The sequence below is a fragment of the Cryobacterium sp. TMT2-15-1 genome (assembly GCF_004402345.1).
Taxonomy (GTDB): Bacteria; Actinomycetota; Actinomycetes; order Actinomycetales; family Microbacteriaceae; genus Cryobacterium; species Cryobacterium sandaracinum.
In genome coordinates this window covers 1-19,387 of record NZ_SOGD01000019.1, presented here as the reverse complement: position 1 = coordinate 19,387, position 19,387 = coordinate 1, and the positions used below count along the sequence as shown (strand labels likewise).

Annotated in this window: 17 protein-coding genes and 3 tRNA genes; 11 read left to right on the top strand and 9 right to left on the bottom strand. The window is 64.4% G+C overall.

Annotation, left to right across the window (positions count from 1 at the left end; all coding sequences use genetic code 11):
* Positions 1-329: 329 nt before the first annotated feature.
* From E3O62_RS03860 to nagA, 6 genes are all read left to right on the top strand, one after another.
* Positions 330-1,259 carry a MurR/RpiR family transcriptional regulator gene (locus tag E3O62_RS03860; protein WP_134397602.1) on the top strand — a complete coding sequence of 310 codons (930 nt, stop codon included), beginning with the start codon at positions 330-332 and terminating at the stop codon, positions 1,257-1,259.
* Positions 1,256-2,158: an N-acetylmuramic acid 6-phosphate etherase gene (gene murQ, locus E3O62_RS03855; RefSeq protein WP_134397601.1), complete on the top strand. Its 903-nt coding sequence runs from the start codon at positions 1,256-1,258 to the stop codon at positions 2,156-2,158. The genes E3O62_RS03860 and murQ overlap by 4 nt, the downstream gene beginning before the upstream one ends.
* A gap of 57 nt (positions 2,159-2,215) precedes the next feature.
* Positions 2,216-3,727, top strand: a complete 1,512-nt coding sequence (locus E3O62_RS03850; RefSeq protein ID WP_134397600.1) for a PTS transporter subunit EIIC — start codon at positions 2,216-2,218, stop codon at positions 3,725-3,727.
* Between the two features lie 100 nt (positions 3,728-3,827).
* Positions 3,828-4,610: a glucosamine-6-phosphate deaminase gene (locus E3O62_RS03845; RefSeq protein WP_134397599.1), complete on the top strand. Its 783-nt coding sequence runs from the start codon at positions 3,828-3,830 to the stop codon at positions 4,608-4,610.
* A gap of 89 nt (positions 4,611-4,699) precedes the next feature.
* Entirely contained in the window at positions 4,700-4,945 is a 246-nt protein-coding gene (locus tag E3O62_RS16780; RefSeq protein ID WP_198413754.1) for a hypothetical protein, read from the top strand.
* 6 nt (positions 4,946-4,951) lie between these two features.
* Positions 4,952-5,920 (top strand): N-acetylglucosamine-6-phosphate deacetylase, encoded by a 969-nt coding sequence (gene nagA / locus E3O62_RS03840; protein WP_198413756.1) that lies wholly within the window; start codon positions 4,952-4,954, stop codon positions 5,918-5,920.
* A gap of 529 nt (positions 5,921-6,449) precedes the next feature.
* On the opposite strand, the gene E3O62_RS03835 is transcribed toward nagA, so the two are convergent.
* A complete protein-coding gene (locus E3O62_RS03835) occupies positions 6,450-6,698 on the bottom strand; it encodes a hypothetical protein (RefSeq protein WP_134396027.1) in 249 nt (82 codons plus the stop codon).
* Positions 6,699-7,552: 854 nt separating this feature from the next.
* Between E3O62_RS03835 and E3O62_RS03825 the strand changes: the two genes are divergently transcribed.
* Complete coding sequence (locus E3O62_RS03825; protein WP_241973300.1) at positions 7,553-8,506, top strand: ROK family protein; 954 nt, start codon at positions 7,553-7,555, stop codon at positions 8,504-8,506.
* Here the strand turns inward: E3O62_RS03825 and E3O62_RS03820 are convergent.
* From E3O62_RS03820 to E3O62_RS03800, 5 genes are all read right to left on the bottom strand, one after another.
* Positions 8,503-10,047: a glycoside hydrolase family 3 protein gene (locus E3O62_RS03820; protein WP_134397597.1), complete on the bottom strand. Its 1,545-nt coding sequence runs from the start codon at positions 10,045-10,047 to the stop codon at positions 8,503-8,505. The two genes, E3O62_RS03825 and E3O62_RS03820, sit on opposite strands and share 4 nt — an antisense overlap.
* Positions 10,044-10,985, bottom strand: a complete 942-nt coding sequence (locus E3O62_RS03815; RefSeq protein WP_134397596.1) for a carbohydrate ABC transporter permease — start codon at positions 10,983-10,985, stop codon at positions 10,044-10,046. The genes E3O62_RS03820 and E3O62_RS03815 overlap by 4 nt, the downstream gene beginning before the upstream one ends.
* On the bottom strand, positions 10,982-11,926 hold the full coding sequence (locus tag E3O62_RS03810; protein ID WP_134397595.1) for a carbohydrate ABC transporter permease: 945 nt from the start codon (positions 11,924-11,926) through the stop codon (positions 10,982-10,984). The genes E3O62_RS03815 and E3O62_RS03810 overlap by 4 nt, the downstream gene beginning before the upstream one ends.
* A gap of 98 nt (positions 11,927-12,024) precedes the next feature.
* The gene (locus E3O62_RS03805) at positions 12,025-13,377 is read right to left on the bottom strand and encodes an extracellular solute-binding protein (protein WP_134397594.1); all 1,353 of its coding nucleotides are present in this window, start codon (positions 13,375-13,377) and stop codon (positions 12,025-12,027) included.
* 69 nt (positions 13,378-13,446) lie between these two features.
* Positions 13,447-14,622, bottom strand: a complete 1,176-nt coding sequence (locus E3O62_RS03800) for an ROK family transcriptional regulator (protein ID WP_241973299.1) — start codon at positions 14,620-14,622, stop codon at positions 13,447-13,449.
* Positions 14,623-14,788: 166 nt separating this feature from the next.
* Here E3O62_RS03800 and E3O62_RS03795 point away from each other — a divergent pair, with 166 nt between their 5' ends.
* Both E3O62_RS03795 and xerC read left to right on the top strand, forming a co-directional pair.
* Complete coding sequence (locus tag E3O62_RS03795) at positions 14,789-15,199, top strand: hypothetical protein (protein ID WP_134397593.1); 411 nt, start codon at positions 14,789-14,791, stop codon at positions 15,197-15,199.
* The gene (gene xerC, locus E3O62_RS03790) at positions 15,199-16,344 is read left to right on the top strand and encodes a tyrosine recombinase XerC (RefSeq protein ID WP_134397592.1); all 1,146 of its coding nucleotides are present in this window, start codon (positions 15,199-15,201) and stop codon (positions 16,342-16,344) included. Before E3O62_RS03795 ends, xerC begins: the two co-directional genes overlap by 1 nt.
* Positions 16,345-16,432: 88 nt before the next feature.
* On the opposite strand, the gene E3O62_RS03785 is transcribed toward xerC, so the two are convergent.
* From E3O62_RS03785 to E3O62_RS03775, 3 genes are all read right to left on the bottom strand, one after another.
* Positions 16,433-16,505: transfer RNA gene (locus E3O62_RS03785), tRNA-Phe, on the bottom strand.
* 67 nt (positions 16,506-16,572) lie between these two features.
* A tRNA-Asp gene (locus E3O62_RS03780) sits at positions 16,573-16,646 on the bottom strand.
* An 86-nt stretch (positions 16,647-16,732) separates the two neighbouring features.
* Positions 16,733-16,805: transfer RNA gene (locus E3O62_RS03775), tRNA-Glu, on the bottom strand.
* A 238-nt stretch (positions 16,806-17,043) separates the two neighbouring features.
* Here E3O62_RS03775 and E3O62_RS03770 point away from each other — a divergent pair.
* Both E3O62_RS03770 and E3O62_RS03765 read left to right on the top strand, forming a co-directional pair.
* Positions 17,044-18,447, top strand: coding sequence for a M23 family metallopeptidase (locus E3O62_RS03770; protein ID WP_134397591.1), 1,404 nt, complete (start codon positions 17,044-17,046; stop codon positions 18,445-18,447).
* Positions 18,440-19,387, top strand: a 948-nt coding sequence (locus E3O62_RS03765) for an NlpC/P60 family protein (protein WP_134397590.1), incomplete at its 3' end; no start/stop codon positions are given. The genes E3O62_RS03770 and E3O62_RS03765, both read left to right, overlap by 8 nt.

Below are 19,387 nucleotides of genomic sequence, written 5' to 3'. Positions count from 1 at the left end.
CAGCGCATGAGCGACGACGGCCGCGAGTGGTAGAACTCGGATCGGACGAGCGAAGTCGTGACCGTAAATTCGTCCTCGTGGGAACCGTGTAGGTCAACGCCTCGTCCGTCCACGTGAGCCTTCATGCGGATCAGGTAGAGAAAGGGCCGAGTCCTTTTGCGAAAATGGACGCCGTGGCTCTCGGGTGTCGTTCGACCGCGGAGGAATTCAGACATTACCCATGCGGACAATTTCACCCATATGTGAAAATAGTTGACATAGATCTGCAATACTGTTGGTACTTCATGACACACTGATGTTCAGTGCTTGCGATTAGCGGAAGGAAGTTCATGGTCGTCTTACAGGATGCCACCGGCCCGAACCCGCCGATCCCCATAGACTTGGCGGCTCGCATCCGTGCAGTGCTGCCGACTCTTTCCCCGGCCCAAGCCAGCATCGTCCGCATTGTCGCGTCCGACCCGGCGGCGGTAGCCGCCCTTTCGGTAAACCTGCTTGCTGCACGCGCCGAGACCAGCACGGCGACAGTGGTTCGCGCGGCCCGGAGTCTCGGATTCGGCGGCTACCCCCAGTTGCGCCTGGCCCTAGCCGCGCATACTGGTTCTGTGAGTGGTGAGGCCACCGTCCCGCTCGGCGCGGATATCGTCGACGGTGACTCAGTTGCTGTGGCCCTTGCCAAGCTTGCATCGTTTGAGGCCGAGCAGGTACGCGCAACCGCCGAGCTCGTCGATCCGGTCGAGCTCGAGAAGGTCATCGCCCTCGTTAGCACTGCACGACACATCACGGTGCATGGCATTGGCGCCTCCGGGCTCGTCGCAACGGACCTTGCCCAGAAGCTCGGCCGCATCGGTCTGACCTGTCATGCGCACACCGAGTACGACGCCGCGATGGTGAGTGCGAGCCTGCTCGGCCCGCTTGATGTTGCGATCGGTGTCTCCCACTCTGGTGAGAACCCGGGCGCGGTCGAACCACTGGCACTCGCCAGGTCTCTCGGGGCAGCAACAGTGGCAATCACAGGCGCACAACGGTCAACACTCGCTCGGATCGCCGATCATGTTCTCGCGACTGCCGGACGAGAGTTCGGGTTCCGGTCGGCGGCGATGGCCAGCCGGACCGGACAGCTCCTTATCGTCGACGGCATCTTCATTGGCGTCGCCCAGTCTCTGCCGAGCGCCCGCTCGGCCCTGCAACGCACCCATGACGCACTCGCGCACCGCGCAAAGCGAAGCATGCGTGCCGATGTGAAGGATCCCCACGCATGATGCTCGCAGCACTGACCACCGAGACCGCCAATGAGCGCACCGGCGACCTCGACACGATGTCCGTCGCCAACCTCTTGGCGGTCATGAACGACGAAGACCGCACCGTGCCGCTCGCTGTGGGCGTTGCGCTTCCCGAGATCGAGCTCGCTGTAAACGCGATCGTCGCGGCTCGCCATCGCGGTGGCCGATTGATCTACATCGGGGCCGGGACGAGCGGCCGACTCGGTATTCTCGACGCCGTCGAATGTCCACCGACATTTGGTACCGACCCTGGCGAAGTGCTGGGCCTGATTGCGGGAGGCGAGATGGCCTTCCTCCGCGCGGTCGAAGGTGCAGAAGACGACCCTCACCTCGCCATCGCCGACCTGCTCAGTGTGGATCTGGGCGCCGCCGATGTCGTCGTCGGCGTCGCGGCCAGCGGGCGAACTCCTTACGTCATCGGCGGCCTTGACTATGCCCGAGAGATCGGGGCATCGACAGTGTCGCTCTCCTGCAACATTGGCTCGGTGATAAGCGCCCATGCGGACGTGGCAATTGAGGTCAATACCGGGCCCGAGATTTTGACCGGTTCGACCCGTCTCAAGGCCGGGTCGGCACAAAAGCTGGTCTGCAACATGCTGTCGACCGCGAGCATGATCCGCACCGGCAAGGTCTTTCAGAACCTCATGGTTGATGTTCAGCCCACAAACGCGAAGCTTGTTGATCGCGCGCGGCGCATCGTGAGCGCCGCCACGGGCGCCGATACCGATACCTCGGCCGCAGCAATTGATTCGGCGGGCGGGCATGCGAAAACGGCCGTGGTGATGCTGCTTGCCGAGCTGGGTCCCGAGGAAGCCACCGAGCGACTTCGACTCTCGGGCGGCCACGTCCGAGCCGCAATCGACCCGTCGACCCACTAAACCACGCGCTGGTCCCGACGCGCCCAAAATTCACTCACCGCTGAGAAGGATAAAACCATGACTGATTCACAACAAATCGCGGAGCGACTCCTCGCCGCTTTGGGTGGCGCCGACAACATCGTCGACGTCGAAAACTGCATGACCCGACTCCGAATCGGCGTGCGCGATCTCCGCCCAATCAACGCGCAGTCAATCCGCGAAACCGACAAGGTGCTCGCGTATATACCTGGACTGAACTGCCAGATCGTCCTGGGCCCCGGGCTGGTCGACAAGGTCGCAAACGACCTCAATGCGGCACTCGCCCGCGCAGCCAAGACACTGACGGCGAGTCACTCGCCGTCCGGGAACTCCGCCGAGGAGCTGGCTTCGGCCGGGGCCGCGATTAGGCAACGCAATTCTGAGCGCAACAACACCCCGGTCAAGAACGCCCTGCGCCGCATCTCGAACATCTTCGTTCCACTTATTCCGGCGCTGATCGGCTGTGGTCTGATTGCTGGTATCAATGGCACTCTGACGAACCTCGCGGCGGGCGGGGGCGTACCCTGGCTGGCGGCAATAACGCCGCTCTTCGCCGTCATGTCATCCGGATTCTTCGCGCTGCTCTCGGTATTCGTCGGTATGAACGCGGCCAAGGAATTCGGCGGCACACCGATTCTTGGCGGTGTTGTCGGTGCGATCATCGTCGCTCCAGCCGTCGCGAATGTCACAGTGTTTGGGCAGGTGCTCGCTCCGGGGCAGGGCGGTGTCCTTGGTGCGCTGGGCGCGGCGATCTTGGCCGCCTACGTGGAACGGTGGGCGCGCCGCTGGGCACCTGAGGTCCTCGCGCTTATTGTGGTTCCGACCGTGACCATCCTCGTCTCCGGCCTCGCGACCCTGTTTTTCCTGATGCCGATCGCCGGCCGACTCTCGGTCTTTATCGGTGAAGGCGCGACATGGCTGCTCAGCAACGCAGGTATCGGTGCCGGCTTCATTCTCGGCGGTGCATTTCTGCCACTTGTCATGACCGGCCTGCACCAGACCCTGACGCCCATCCATGCGACCTTGATCGAGCAAAACGGGTACACCATCCTCCTTCCCGTGCTCGCAATGGGCGGCGCGGGACAAATTGGTGCTGCGATCGCGGTCTACTTTCGGCTTCGCCGGAATACCGGCATCAGGAAGATCATCAAGTCCGCCTTGCCCGCCGGGTTCCTCGGTGTCGGCGAGCCGCTTATCTACGGCGTCACTCTTCCACTCGGCCGCCCGTTCCTGATGGCATGTGTTGGCGGTGCCTTTGGCGGCGCGGTCATCGGCCTCTCCGACCAGCTCGGATACACGATCGGCTCGGTTGCGATCGGTGCGAGCGACCTTTCACTCTTCCCGTTGCTTGCCGGAAATCACGGCCAGGGAATCGCCGCTCTTGGTTACGCCTGTGGCTTGCTCGTCGCCTACGTCGTTGGCTTCGTTGCAACCTGGTTCTTCGGATTCACCCGTGACAGCCTTGCCTCTCTGAACAGTGAACCCTCGGCCGAGACCGATCTCGTGGAGGAGGACGTCACCGAACTAGCCACGGCCGGAAGCACTAGATAACTCAACCTCCGGGTCCGCCCGTGGGACCTGAATTCGCCCGCCCTCACCCTCGGACGCCGGCACTGACCGAAACGCCCGCAATTCGAACCTGGAGTACGCGATGGCTGAAGTTGTTTTCGTTGATAGTAAAGCCGAGGCGGGGACGCTCGCGGCAGAATCCATTCGTTCATTGATCCTGCGAAAGCCCGAGGCCGTGCTCGGCCTCGCGACCGGCTCGACGCCACTCTCGGTCTACGCCGCGCTGGCCGCGTCCTTCGATGCAGACCCGATCGACGTGTCCCGGGTGCGCGGCTTCGCCCTCGACGAATACGTCGGCCTACCCTTCGCCCATCCCGAAAGCTATCGCTCGGTCATTGCACGTGACGCCGTCGTGCCGCTGGGACTCAACCCCGCGAACATCCAGGTTCCCAACGGTGACCCGGCCGCCATCCGCACGGCGGGCCTCGACTACGAAGCCGCCATAGTCGCCGCCGGCGGCGTCGACGTGCAGATCCTTAGTATTGGCCGCACAGGTCACGTTGGCTTCAACGAGCCCGGCTCATCGTTCGCTTCCCTGACCCGCATCAAGACCCTGACCGAGAAGACGCGCATCGACAATGCCCGCTTCTTCCCCTCGATCGACGAGGTGCCGATCCACTGCATGACGCAGGGCCTAGGCACCATTCGCCGCGCGCGGCACCTCATACTGTTGGCCTTCGGGACAGAGAAGGCGGACGCCATTGCGGCTGCTATCGAGGGTCCGGTCAGCTCAAGCAAGCCGGGTTCTGTGATCCAGCTGCATCCGCACGTGACCGTGATCGTGGACGAGGCCGCGGCCTCGAAGCTGGAAAGCCTGGACTACTACCGGTACGCCTGGGCCCACAAGCCCTTTCCGGGGATCTAGGTCCTTACGTTTCCACCCGCACTGAACCTTGTCTGGGCCCGTCTACTAGCTTCGAGCCCGAACCATATACCTGAGTTCTTGGAGCCTTCATGACCCCGTTCACCTCCCCCACGACTGGAGTGGCCCCGGCCGAGCTTTCCGACACGCTGATTGCGGGCGGTGTAGACCGGGCGGTGCCGATGCTGATCTCTGGCGGGACGGTGATCGCCCCGGATGCGGTGTACTCGCCGGGCTGGGTAGACATCTCGGCTGACCGGATCGTCGGCTGCGGTTCGGGTGGGCCGCCCAGGGAGGCTGACTTCAGTTTTCCGGACAGCACCTTGGCCGCCGGCTAAGTCGACATCCACACCCACGGCGGAGGTGGCAGCAGCTTCAACGACGCGGATACGGCCGTAGCTGTGGCACGGATAACAGCGACCCACCGCGCCCACGGCACGACCACGATGTTGGCTAGCCTCGTCACTGGCCCGATCGACGAGTTCGATCAAACCATATCCGCGCTGGCGGGGCTGGTCGCGACGGGTGTGCTGGCCGGTATCCACTTGGAGGGCCCTTGGCTGAGCCCGGTCCACCGCGGCGCCCACGACGAGAACCTCTTGCGCGTGCCGGATGCCGAGAGCGTCGATCGGCTCATGCACGCGGGCCGTGGCACCGTGCGGATGGTCACAATCGCTCCCGAGCTGGAGGGCGGCCTCGCCGCCGTGCGCCAGATAGTCGGCTTCGGGGCCGTGGCCGCGGTCGGGCACACCGATGCGAACTACGACATGACCCGGCAGGCGATCGCCGCGGGGGCCACGGCCGGCACCCACGTGTTCAACGCGATGCGGCAGATCCACCACCGCTTGCCCGGGCCCGCGCTCGCCCTGCTCGAGGACCCCGCGGTGTTCGCCGAGCTCATTGCCGACGGGGTGCACCTGCACCCGGACATCGTGCGTTTCATCATCGAAAGCCCCTCGCGTCCCGTTCTTGTGACGGATGCCATGGCCGCCGCCGGTGCGGACGAGGGAGACTATAAACTCGGCGCCCTCGACGTGCGAGTCTCCAGTGGCCAAGCGCGCCTCGCGGACGGCACAATCGCTGGCAGCGTGCTCACCCTCAGCGATGCTGTGCGCTACGCCGTGCACACGGCAGGCGTGCCGACGGAGGTCGCCGTGCGGGCGGCCACCCAGAATCCCGCCGACATGATCGGGCTCGTGGACCGGGGCCGCCTCGCGGCCGGCAACCGCGCCGATCTGAACGTACTCGGCGCAGGACTTCGAGTCACGGCGACTCTGCAGGCTGGACGTTGGGTGACATGCGTGGGTGATTGATTGATCCCGGTATCCGAGCCCGGCCAATTCGACCCGTTGTGGCCTTATCGTTCCGCTTGCGGGCACAGTAATGGAATCAGTTGGACGAGTCGTTAGTTCTCAGTGCGCCCACGACGGTGCCCAGGGATGCCAGCGTTACGCGCAAGGCGTCGACTTGTTCTGAGATCCGTGCATGTTCGCTGATGAGTCGATCGCGCAGCTGCGATGTTCGTGCAGCTCCAGCGCGGATCTGTGAGCATCGCAGTTGGAACACCGCCGACTGGAAGCCACCTCGATGGGCAGTAAGCCGTATCCGCTGGCCGAGAGTGGGGTGGCGGCGGAGGCTCGCACCCAGGCTGCCCCGTCCAGATCCCGACGCCGGCGCGCTGAGGGCTCGCACATGTCGAGGGGTGCTCGGCCGTCAGCGGCGACGCAATTGTATGTCGCTGGCCTGGGTACGCGGTTCTGATTCGGTTCCTACGCCGTTCCTGAGTGCTCACGCAGAACCTGTCGGCCTCCGCGATGGTGGCGCTGCATCGTCGCTAGGAAGTCATCGTGTCTTGCTGGAGAAATCGTTCGGGTCGAGACCGGCGATTCGACGCGCATGGTCTTGGAGTGCTTCTTCGCTCACAGTGTGTCCAGCATCTGCGAATCGTTCACGCAGCGCGTCGAGGACTTGGTGTTCGCTGTGGCCGGCGAGGTCAGCTTCCTCCTGTGCGAGAATCCCCGCCACCTTGTCCTCGTCCGATTGAGAATGCTGGTCTTGGATCGGTTCATTCTGTGTGCCATCACCATTCATGCTGGTCCTCCGATCTCAGGGGTTCTGTTGGGAAGCCTAACGTTTAGAGTGACGCCTTGTCCGCTGCGACCTCCCGAGGAGTCGCCTAGTTCTGGCGCGCTCCCATGATCATTCTTGAAAAAGCGACTATCTTTCCTGCTTGCTTTGGCTCGGATTTTGTGACCGGTCTTGCCTTCGGCTTGGAGCTTCTCGTTGCTCGTGGCAGCACCCACCGCTTCCTTCGTCATCCTGATGACTTTTTCCATTTTCATTCTCGATCTTGTCCCTTCCGCTCATGGTCCTCTCGTTTTCGCAATCACTATGGGACCAATCTCCTGTGTGCACATCTGCGGCGGGTGCACTCGGTGGCTGCCATGCGTAGTGCATTTCCAGGGCAGCCATCTGGACCGTCGGCGCTTGCGTTATGAAATATGGAGCACGAATGAATACCTCCGATGTGTGGTGGATCGGCGTTGTGGTCGTCTTTGTTTTGGTCGTGCTCGGGTTGATTCTTATGCCGTGCACCGTCGTGATCAAGAGCACCGCACGCGTCGCGAGACGGACCAACGCCGGTGGGTGCCTGAGCTGTAGGCACGATCAGGGGCATGAGTCGTGTCCTGCCTTAGTTTCCAAGTGCTGTTTGGGAACGAGTGCTGTTTGGGAACGAGTCGTGAGAATTGTTACCATTCTTTACAAACATGCTCGGCTCGTGGGATAATCTCCTCACAGGCAGTTGACGATCAGCACTTACGCACTCTTGGCCGGTTTCTTGCCTTGCCACACTCGCCCACCGCTGAGGAGACCGCCATGACCGTCCACACCAAACCTCATGGCCGCGCTCGCACCTCGGTGACGCGCCTAGTCGCTCTCTTGCCGTGACCCTCGCTTTGATGGTCGACCAGGCGCTTCCCCTCGGCAACGGCGAGGCCGTGATCGCCGTCGATGTCGGCGGCACCGACACTAAGGCCGCTCTCTTTGACGAATCGGGCCGGATGCTCGGTCTCAGTCGCACTCCGACTCCACGCGACGGGGGAGGCACGGCCCTTTCGGTGATTCACCGGGTGGAGGAACTCCGGCTGCAGTTCGCCGCGACGTTCCCGGCGGTCCGTCCCCGCGCGCTGGGGCTGCTTGTTCCGGGCGTGGTTGACGATGACGCCGGTATCGGGGTCCTGTCCACGAACCTGCACTGGTCGAACGTTCCTTTCAAAGAACTCACCGAAGAACTTATTCACCTTCCCACCACGTTCACGCACGATGTGCGTGCCGCTGGGGAAGCGGAGTTCAGGCTCGGTGCTGCCCGCCCGTTCCGCAACGTAGTCGTGTTGGTCATCGGCACCGGTATCGCCGGATCGCTTTTCATCGATGGCCACGCGCACACCGGCGGCGGCTACGCCGGCGAGATCGGCCATGCCATCATCGATCCCGCCGGTCCGCTGTGCGGATGCGGCTCCCGGGGCTGCTTGGAGACCATTGCCTCGGCCGGCGCCATCGTGCGTCGCTATGAGCAGCGCACGGGCGCTCGCTTGCGCGGTGCGCGGGAAGTGCTGGCCCTCGCCGAGGCCGGCGACGTGGCAGCGACAGCTGTGTGGAGCGAGGCACTCGACGCGCTCGCCCTCAGCATCGCCCAGCTTGCCGCCGTTCTCGCCCCGGAAGCCGTGGTGATCGGCGGTGGGCTGGCGCAGGCTGGAGAGACGCTGTTCGTGCCCCTGCGTGAGCGAATGACTACCCTGCTGAGCTTTCACCGCCGGCCCCTGATCGTGCCGGCCTCGATCGGCGAGAACGCCGGCCTGCTCGGTGGCGCCCTGCGCGCCCGCGCTCTGGTGAGCTAGACCGCAGCAGCGCGGCGGCATGCCAGCAGTTCGAGCAGCGCCCGCCCCGCCAGCCTGGACGCGCCGTAGGTCGCGATGTCCGCGTACCGGAGGTCGTCAGATGGCCAGCCCATGTCGACGACGAGCACATCACGGCGCCCGGCCCGCAGCGCATCGACCAGGTCGCGACTGAATGGATGTCGGTGGTTGTCCTTTCCGATCACAATGACCGGCGCTGCCGCGGGGAGCACGAGCTCTGAACCGTCGTCTGCGGCCCGCTCGAAAACGAGCTTGGCCCGCCAAAGCGCTGCTAGGTCTGAGTCCGGGTTGGCGTGCACCTCGGCGAAGGGACCCCAGGGCGCACCGCCCACGGCGATATTCGTCACGGTGTCCAGTCGCACTACCGTGAAGGTCTCCGGCGTCGACGCGAGCCACTTCTTCGCATAGTCATTCAGGGCGAAGGAGTCCAAAATGCGCCCGGTATCGAAGCTCGGCTCTGACATGGCCAGCGCGGCAGCCGGGACTGTAGTGTTCTGCAACTCGTCGATGGTTCCGGCGGCCAGGCGGTGAACCCGACCGGCGGCGTCGGCAAGACGGCCGTGGTCGATTGTTCCGGCCCCGACGGCGACGACCACGGCGGCCTCGATCTGGTCGAGCTGCTCTGCGGTGTTCTCGGTGCCGATACAGAGAAGGTCGCACCCGGCGGCGAGGGCGGATGCTGCGGCCCCCGGTATGCCGAGGGTGCCACTGGCTCCCTTCATGTCCAGGGCATCGCTGACGATGACCCCCTCGAAACCCAGCTCGATGCGCAGCAACCCGTTGAGCACCGCGGCCGAGAGCGTTGCCGGGTTCTCGGGGTCGATCCGGGGGAGCAGGATGTGCGAGGTCATGATGGTTTTCGCTCCCGCGGCGATCACGGCCCGGAAGGGCACCAGCTCCCGCTCGCGCAGGGTCGCGAGGGGCACATCGACGACGGGCATGGCGAGATGGGAGTCCCGGGCGGTGTCACCGTGACCCGGGAAGTGCTTGGGGCACGCGGCGACGCCGGTGGATTGCACCCCGCGCACCCAGGCGGCGGAGTGTAGGCCCACCCTGGCCGGGTCGGTACCGAAGCTCCGCACGCCGATCACTGGGTTGTCGGGGTTGGAATTGATGTCGGTGTCCGGCGCGAAGGTGAGCGTGCAGCCGGCCTTGCGCAGCTCCCAGCCGACCAGCCGGCCGACCTCCTCGGTGCAGTCGACATCGTCAATGCGGCCGAGGATGGCATTGCCGGGATACGGCGAGCCTGAGGAGAAGTAGAGCCGGGTGACGTCACCACCCTCCTCGTCGATCGCGATGACCGCGAGCGGGTTCGCGGCGCGAATCGCGTCGGTCAGGGCCTTCACCTGCGTGATCGAGACAATGTTCTGCCCGAACAGGCACACGGCACCGAGCCCGTCCTGCAGGCGCAGCTCCAGCCAGTCCGGCAGCACGGTGCCGACGAAGCCCGGCATCAGGGTGGCCCTGATGTTTCGGCGCAGCAGTGTGTTGGTGGTCTCGGTCTCGGTCTCGTTTGCGCTCATCCCTTAACCGCCCCGCTGACCAGTCCGCTGGTCATCCTGCCCTGCACGAAGAGGAAGAAAATGATCACCGGGATGGCCACCAGGGTCGAGGCCGCCATCACTTGGCCCCAGTCGGTGGCCCGGCTGGCGCTGGCCTGGATGAAGCCGCGCAGCCAGAGCGGAAGAGTCTGGCTGGAGTTGTCTTGCAACAGCACCAGGGCCACCGTGAACTCATTCCAAGCCTGCAGGAACGCGTAGACGCCGGATGCGACCAGCCCGGGCGCCAGCAGCGGGAAGGTGATGCGCATGAAAGCTTGGGTGCGGCTCAATCCGTCGATCATGGCCGCCTCCTCAAGGTCGGCCGGCACACCCGCGACGAAACCGCGCAGCATCCAGATGGTGAAGGGAACGACGGCGGCGATGTAGATGATGCTTACACCCAGGATCGAGTTGAGCATATTCAGGCTGCCCATCAGCTTGTACTGGGCGATGAAGAGTCCCTCTGCGGGCAGCATCTGGATGAGCAGCACGGCCAGGACGAACGCCTTGCGGCCGCGGAACCTGAACCGACTGATAGCCAGCGCCCCGAGGAACGCGAACAACAGACAGAACACTACGGTGATGATGGCGATGGCCGTGCTCATGCCCAGGGCAGGCAGGAACGTGCCGCCCGAAAAGACTGCGATGAAGTTGTCGAAGGAGCCGCCGAACGGCAGCCAGGTGGGGGTGGTACTTTGCAGCACCACATTGGGCAGTAGAGCGGAGTTGAGCATCCAGTAGACCGGGAAGACCCAGATCAGCGAGACCACGATACCCACGACGCCGAGCACAATCCGGCCGGGTCGGAAGCTGCGGTTTCCGCTGCCGACGCGCTGCCGCCGCACCGGAGGAGCGGTGCGCTGAGGTCGGGTACCGCTCGGCACGGCGGCCGCTCCGGTGGATTGGACCGTCGAGGTCATGATTCGTCCTCCTTGAGCATGCTGCGCACGTAGAACCAGCTGAGCGCGACGGTTAGAACGAGCACGAAGATCGAGACGGCGCTGGCCATCGCGAAGTCACTGGAGCCGACGCCGAGTTGGTAGATATAGGTACCGAGCAGGTTGGTCTCCGAGGCGATCGATCCGGCATCCTGCAGCAGCCGGATCTGGGTGAATACCCGCAGGTCCCAGATCACCTGCAGCAGCAGGATGATGGCCAGCACCGGCCGGATGATCGGAACGATGATGAATCGGAGCCGCTGGGACAGCCTGGCTCCGTCGAGTTGGGCGGCTTCGAGCACCTCTGTGGATACCTGGGTGAGGCCGGCGTAGATGGAGAAGGCCACGAACGGCACGCTCATCCAGACCACGATGACCATCGCAATGAGGAAGAAGGACAGCGGGTTGGCCAGCCAGTTGTGGTTCTGGAAGTCCAGGCCCATTCCGCTCAAGACCGAGTTCAGCACGCCGCGGCGCCAGTCGATGAGCCAGTTCCAGACCGTCATCGCCGCGACGACCGGCATCGCCCAGGCCAGCAGCAGGGAGATCTGCAGGGTGATGCGCACCGCGTTGTGCACGGCGTTCATGAGGAGTGCCATCAGCGTGCCGATGGCCATGGTGACTCCGGCGGTGATTAGGCAGAAGGCCAGCGACCGGGCGACAACGGCCCACATGTACGGGTCGGTGAACAAAGTCACGTAGTTGTCGAACCAGACGAACTCCGGTGGCTGGCCGAACTGCTGGGCGAGGCCGAACTTCTGCATCGAGGTGGTGAACTGCCAGACCAGCGGATAGCCGAGCGCCAGGATCAGGATGGCGCAGGCCGGAATGACCAGCACGTACGGCGTTAATCTGCCCTTCTTGTGGGGCCTGGCGGGGCGAGGCGGATCGGCCTGGGCCAATACTAGGTTCTTTGTGGTCACGCCGAGCCTCCTTTCGTTGTTCTGGTGTCTTGGTGCAGGCGGTCGGGGAGCCGACAGGCTCGACGAGTGTGAATGGTCGAGCCTGCCGGGCCGCGTGGTTACTCGCCGTTTAGCATCGGAGTGAGCTTCTTGTCATACTCCTGCGCGAGGGCCTTGAGGTCGGTCGAGGCTTCGATCTTGTTGAAGAATTCCTCCATCACGAGTGAACCTTCCACCGTGGCCCAGCCGGGTGCTGCAGGGGTGAGCTTCGAGTTCGAGGCCGACGCGATCAGGGCCTTGGCGAACTGGTCGTCGCCGAGAGAGTCCACATGGTCGCTATTCGCCGGGCCAAGGCCGTTCGTGCCGAGCATGGCCTGGTAGTCCTTGGAGAAGATGATCTTCATCAGTTTCTTAGCTAGTTCCGGGTTCTTGCTCTTCGCTGAGATGCCGATGTTAGAACCACCGGCGAAGACCGGGGCGGGCTTGCCGTCGTTGCCTGGGAGGGCGAAGACGGCGTTCTTGGTGTCGTCCCAAGTACGGGTGGCCTTGCCGGCGTCGTCGGTGCCGAGTGTTCCGATCGACCAGTGCGCCCAGGTGGGCGCCATGATCGAGGCCGCGGACAGCGAGGTGCTTGCCGTGACGGCACCCTCTGCATCCTTGATCTCGTCGCTGTCGTTTAGGTAGATGTACTGGTTGGAGTCCTTGGCGTCATTGGGCGCGTTGGAGGCGGACTTGTACAGCTGCTGCAGCTGTTCGAGGCCCTTCAGAGTGTTCTCCGACGCGAGCGTAGAGGTCCACTTGCCGTCTTTGACGGTGGCGAGCTCGCCGTCGTTGGCGAAGATCCAGGAGATGCCGTTACGCCAGTCTTGCCCGCCGAGGTAGAAACCGGAGAAATCCGGGATGTTTAGCGGGTTGGCTGCGTTGATCGCGGCGACACCGGCGTTGAACTCGTCGAGGGTCTTGGGCTGCTCGACTCCGGCAGCGGCCCAAACGTCGGAGCGGGTGAACACGGCCCGGGAGCCGAAGTAGTAGGGCAACGAGTAGTTTTTATCGCCCACCATTCCGGCGTCGACGAAGGACTGCAGAAGTTTGCTGCCGCCGAGCTCGTCGTACATGTCGGTGATGTTCAGGAACGCACCAACGTTGGTGAAGGTCGACGACTGGGTGTTGCCCAGCTCGGTCACGTCCGGTGTGTTGTTGGCGTCCGGTAGTGAAGTGGTCAGCTTGGTGACAAGGTCTCCCCAGTCCTGTTGCTGGATGTTCAGCGTGGCGCCAGTCTCTTTGTTAAATTCGGTCTTGAGATACTCACGCAATTCATCGGGAGTGTCACTGCCGGCGAGCCACAGGGTAATGGTCTTGCCGCTGTTGTCGGCAGAGGCATCAGCGCCCCCATCGGCGTTGGACGAGCATCCGGCCAGCACGAGGGCTGAGGCTGTGGCCAGCGCGGCGAGAGATGCAAGCTTTCTCTTCATGAGATCTTCCTTTCGTGGATTGCCGACGTGGGCGGGCGCCACATCGTTGGTGCGGGGGTGAGGATTCGGTTAGGAAACCCCGAGTTGTGCGGAGAGAACCATGACGGCCGCGCCGCGCAGAACGATGTCCTGTCCTTGCGCGGTCATTCGCAGAGTGAGATCGCCGGTTTCGGTGGCCATCGTTCTCGACAGGATGGTCTGGGCGGTGGCTGTGGAGAGCGGACCATCGAGAAGTTCGGGTGGTCCGCTCAGCACGATCTCGAGCAGGTTGAGGGCACCGACGACCGGAGCGAGGATGATGCCGAGGCGGCGGCCTGCCTCGGTAAGAATCTGGTGGGTGGCCAGCTCAGCATCCGTCGCGGTGGCGGCAGCGGCCGTGGCGTCCCGGATGGCACTGGTCAGTCGCGGCACCGACAGCCAGGCCTCGAGGCAGCCGGATTTTCCGCAAACGCAGATCGGGCCGTCGTCGGTGCCGACGACGACGTGGCCGATCTCTCCGGCGGCGAAGCGCTCACCGAAGATGGCCCGACCGCCGATCAGTAGGCCGGCGCCGACACCGTGACCGACCTTGACCAGCAGCAGGTCGTGATCGGCGCCGCCGAAGCTGTGTTCGGCGAGCACCGCGGCGTTCGCATCGTTGACAACCCGCACGGGCAGGCCGGTGATATCTTGCAGGCGGGTCTGAAGCGGCTCGTCGCGCCAGCCGAGGTTGGGCGCATTGCGCACAACACCAGCCCGGTCGACGATGCCGGGGGAACCGATCCCGACACCGAGGATCGGGGCGGTGGCACTGGCGATCACCTCGAACAGCAACTCGGCGACCTTGTCGAAGGCTGCTTCGCCGCGCGCTCCAGACAAGTCGAGTCCGGAGCTCGACATCACCGCGCCGTCGAGGCTGAGCACCGCACCCCGCAACCGCGTGTGACCGGAGAGGTCCAGCGTGACGATCTGGAAGGCGACCCGGTTGATGTCCAGCAGCGTGGCCGGCTTGCCGGGGCGGGGTTCCTGGCGCTGGCCGAGTTCGACGACCAGATTTTCCCCCATCAGCTCGCTGATCAGGTCGGACACCGTCACCCGGGTGAGGCCCGTCTCGCGGGCCAGATCGGCGCGGCTCTGCAGTCCGGTGCGGTACAGCGTCTGCAGAACCAAGGTGCGGTTGTTCAGACGGATGTGCTCCGGCAAGCCCTTCGCCGTTGGGCGAAGGGCTCGGTCCTGGATCATCTGCGGGGCGCCGATGGCTGTCATGTTTGTTAGTAAACCTTACGAACAGAATGCGCGCAAGAGAGAACAACCTATTTATTGGCCTGTTACCAATTCGTAACACGGCGACCGGGCCACGTTCTCTCTGGTATCCGGCGGCCAGCACCCTGTGAAGCGCTCGTGGGTCGCTGGAGTGTTGAAGGGCGCTGAGGTGACCATGCGCTCCGTCGAGCGCGTCGGTGCCGAGGACGACCACGAGGTGGACGAGGAGCTCGAGGCCGAGGTTCTGCGCAAGATGCGCGAGATGCGCGGTCGAGAGGCGACGCGTGCCGAGATGGCCGACCAAGTCGCTCAGCTCCTCGACCAGTCCCAGATGCCCCCTGAGCCGGCGACAAGGAACCCCGCCAAGGACGATGCAGGCAGCCTGGCAGAGGAACGCGCAGCCAAGAAACTCGGCATAAGCATCGCCCAACTCCGGCAGCTAGCTCTCGACCTCTGGGCGCGTTCGCGCGAAGAAGAGTCGTCGCGGCGTGCCGGCACTGACAGCACGCCGCAGACGCGCGGCCGTGCAACTCGCGTGCTCGTTGACGAGATCCGTGGGTCTATGGAGGAGGTGCGCTGATGGCCAGACAAAGGATGGGAATTGGAACGTACGGCACCATTAATACGAGTGAAGTCCAGCCCGGGAAATGGCGCGCACGCACCCGCTACCGATTCAGTGATGGGAGGGCCCGCCAAGTTGAAAAGTACGGTGCAAGTAGGGCAAAGGCGACCTCTTCGCTGAAACAAGCGATCACGACCATTGAAGCGGATTGGGGCGGCGAGTTGAAGCCGACCACCTCCTTGCGCGTCCTCGCGCAGATGTTCCTGGACGCCAAACGTGATGTGGGGCGATCCGAAGGCACCTTGGAAACGTCCGGCTATGCGGTGTCGGCCCACATAATCCCGAAGATCGGTGACCTCACGGTCGCTGAGGCCAAGCCGGAGCGTCTGCAGCCGTTCCTCAACCGCATCGAGAAAGAGAGCGGGGCTGGCGCTGCTAAAAACTGCCGCTCGACACTGAGCGGAATGATGGCCATGGCTGTAGTCAACGGGGCCATAGACAAGAACCCCGTACGTGAGCGAATCTCCCGAAGCAGGGGAAAGAGGCGAGGCAGTGCAGCCATCCCTCTTGACGAACTGCCCGCGTTCTCCGCCCATGTCCGAGCCGATGCAGACTTGACGAGGTGGGACACTGTCGGGTTGATCGAGTTCATGCTTTCGTCAGGCTGGCGAGTTGCGGAGGCCTGCGCCCTCGATGTGGCCTCAGTGGATTTTCAAGCCGGCACGGCCACCGTTGAGGCCATCAACGTTCGGGTGAAGGGCCAGGGCGTTGTGCGGCAGAACTTCCCCAAGACCGAGAAGTCAGCACGCATCACGCCCCTGCCGGCGCAGACGATGGAGCTGCTCCGCCGCCGTCACGAAGTACTGCGGGAGTTCACGACGCTGCTATTTCCGACGCCGTTGATGCGCCTACGCGATCCGTCGAACACTCAGCGCGAGATTCGCGACCGGCGTGATGTGCTTGGTTATCCGGCACTTTCCACGCATTCATTTCGCAAGACCGTGGCGACGATCCTCGACAACGCGGGGTTGTCAGCCACTGAGATTGCCGACTACCTCGGTCACGAAAACCCGTCCATGACTCAAGACGTCTACATGAACACGATTAAGGGGTCGAAGCGGGCTGCTGAAGTGATGGGGCAGCAACTTGGGGGCTTGATCTGAATGTGCGGAGTTTATGCGGGGTGGCCGACTGAAAAACTCACGCACAAATAAAGAAATCCCCGTAAGTAGAGCCTTACGAGGATTTCAGTGGCCCCGACCGGCGTCGATCCGGTGACCTTTCGATTTTCAGTCGAACGCTCTACCAACTGAGCTACAGGGCCAGAAGTGGCTTCGAAAAGCCGCTCCAAGGAAAAAAACCCTTTCTTCCGAAAGGGCTTGTTGCCTGTGCGACCCTGACCGGACTTGAACCGGCGACCTCCGCCGTGACAGGGCGGCGCGCTAACCAACTGCGCTACAGGGCCTCGTAAGAAGAACTAACGAGAGTGGAACTTTGTCTAGCTGTTTTCGTACTTTCTTATTCTTGCACATCCCAGACCGGCAGGATGCGTAGCCCCAACGGGATTCGAACCCGTGTTAACGCCGTGAAAGGGCGCCGTCCTAGGCCGCTAAACGATGGGGCCGAGACGCCATAGACCTCATGGCTTCCGACGCATAAGCATACTGTCTACCGCCCGGGAATCTCAAATCGAGAGCAAAAAGTGTTCCTCCCGGGGGTGTCGCAGGCATTGAGCCCGTGAATTTCCCCGGTTTCGCTTGACGGGCCGCTAGATTCAAGGGGGGTGATTTTGCCCTGTAGTTGTTACTCTGAGCCGTTCTCAAGCAGTAGCAGATGTGTGTAACGAGCCCGATCGGGGAGTAATGAAGCGCACGGCAGTTCTCTTCAGCCGGGAAGCACGAGCGGGAAAGGGGGGTGACGGATCCGCGGGCAGCAGGCGCAGTCGCCGCTACCGTGTCAGCCTGGCGACCGGTTTCGTCGCTGCCCTCTCCCTCTTTATCTCCCTCATCGGTCCGGCCGGCCCGGCCCAGGCCATCGACTATCCAACGTGGCAGGACGTGCAGAACGCCAAGTCCAACACGGCCGCCGCCTCGGCGCAGGTCAGCCAGATCCAGGGTCTGATCGCCGACCTGCAGACCCAGGTGGCGCAGACCCAAGCCGAGTCCGAGGCCCGCGGAGCGGAACTGCAGGCGGCGCAAGAGAAGTTCGACGAGGCCAGCCGGCGCGCCGCCGACCTCGAGGCGCAGTCCGCTGCAAGCTCCGCGGTGGCGGCGACCGCGACTCGCCAGGCCGGCCAACTTGCCGCCCAGCTCTACCGCACCGGCGGCACCGACCTGAGCGTGAACCTCTTTCTCGACGGCGAGGGGCGCGGCGAAGACGCCGATGCGCTCCTGTCCAAGCTCGGCAGCATGAGTAAGCTCGTCGAACGCAGCAGCAGCGTCTACGAGCAGGCGCAGACCGCCACCAACGTGGCCGAGTCTCTGGGTGACCAGGCCAAGGTCGCCCAAGCCGAGCGCGAGAAGCTCCGCATCGCGGCGGAGGAAGCGCTCGTCGCCGCGCAGGCCGCCGCGCAGGCGGCCGCCAATGCCCTGGCCGAATCGGAGGCGAAGAGAGTCGAACTCGACGCCCAGCTGGCGTTCATGCAGGATGCGCAGGCAACCACGTCGGCCGGCTACGAGGCCGGCGTGGTCGAGCGGGCGCGACTGGCCGCCATCGAAGCGGAACGGGTGCGCGTCGAGCGCGCTGCGGCCAGCGCGCGGGCGGCCGCAGCGGCCGCGGCTGCAGCGGCCGCGAGGCCGAGCAACGGGGGAGGCTCGTCCAGCAGCTCCGGCGGCTCCGTCGGCGGCGGTGGCTGGGCGGTCCCCTCCGGCGGGCGAATCACGGACGGCTACGGCCCGCGTGCGCAGATCTGCGGCAACGACGGCTGCAGCAAGGGCTTCCACAGCGGCACGGACCTCGGCGCCGGCTGCGGCTCGGGAATCTACGCGGCCAGCAGCGGCACCGTCGTCTACGCCGGTCTCTACGGAACCTACGGCAACTTCATTTTGATCCAGCACGCGAACGGCATCTCCACCGGGTATGCCCATATTCGCTCGGGCGGCATTTTCGTCTCCAACGGCGAGAGCGTCTCCGCGGGGGAGAACATTGCCAGCGTTGGGGAGACCGGTGCGGCCAGCGGCTGCCACCTCCACTTCGAGGTGCGCACCAACGGCAGCCAGATCAACCCGGTTCCGTTCATGTCGGACCGGGGCGCGTCCCTTGGCTAGGGACACCGACCGACGGGGGTGGCGCAAGAAGCCCTCCCGTCTGTTCGCGGCGGTCGCCCTCGGAGCGGTCTCGGCATCCGTGGGCGTCGCGGCGCCGGCGGCGTTCGCCGAGCCCGGCTACCCCAGCTGGGACGAGGTGGCGAAGGCCAAGCTCAGCGAAGCAACCAAGCAGGCCGAGATCGAATCGATCACCGAGCTTCTCCAGGGCCTGCAGGTTTCGGCGACGGCGGCCACCAAAGCCTCGCTGATCGCGGCGGAGGCCTACCGGGTCGCGCTGGACGACCTCGAAGCGGCCACGGCCCGTGAAGCGAGCCTGGCGAAGCAGGCCCAGACGGCGGAGGCCCGTGCCGCGACCTCGAAGCTGCGGGCTGGCCTGATCGCAGCCCACCTGGCGAAGACCGGCGCCCAGGATCTGTCGCTGAGCCTGTTTCTCAACGGCGACAACTCCGATGAGTTGCTTGGGCGGCTCGGCACCGCGAGCAAGCTGAGTGAGCAGTCGGACACGATCTACCGCGAAGCGCTGCAGGATAAGAACACCTCCGAGTCGCTCGGGGAGCAGGCGGCATCCGCTGCCGAGGAACGCACCCGGCTCAGCGCGGAATCGCTGGCCAGGTACGAGGCGGCGAATGTGGCCGCGCAGGCCGCCGCGACGGCCTACGAGACCGAGCAACGGCGCTCCACCGAGCTGTTCGCGCAGCTGGCCCTGTTGAAGGACACCACGGCCGAGGCCGAACGCGCCTACCGAGCCGGTCAGGATGCCGATGCGGCGACGGAGGCCCTCGCCCGGTCGCAGGCGGCGGCCGCCCAAAAGACCGCAGCCGACGCCCAGAAGGCCGCGGGCGGCAAGAGCACGCCCCGGCAGCCCGCGCCCCAGCCCGCAGCACAGCAGCCCGCGTCACGGCCGGTCACCCCGGCCCAGGCGGCCCAGCCGGCAGCCCCG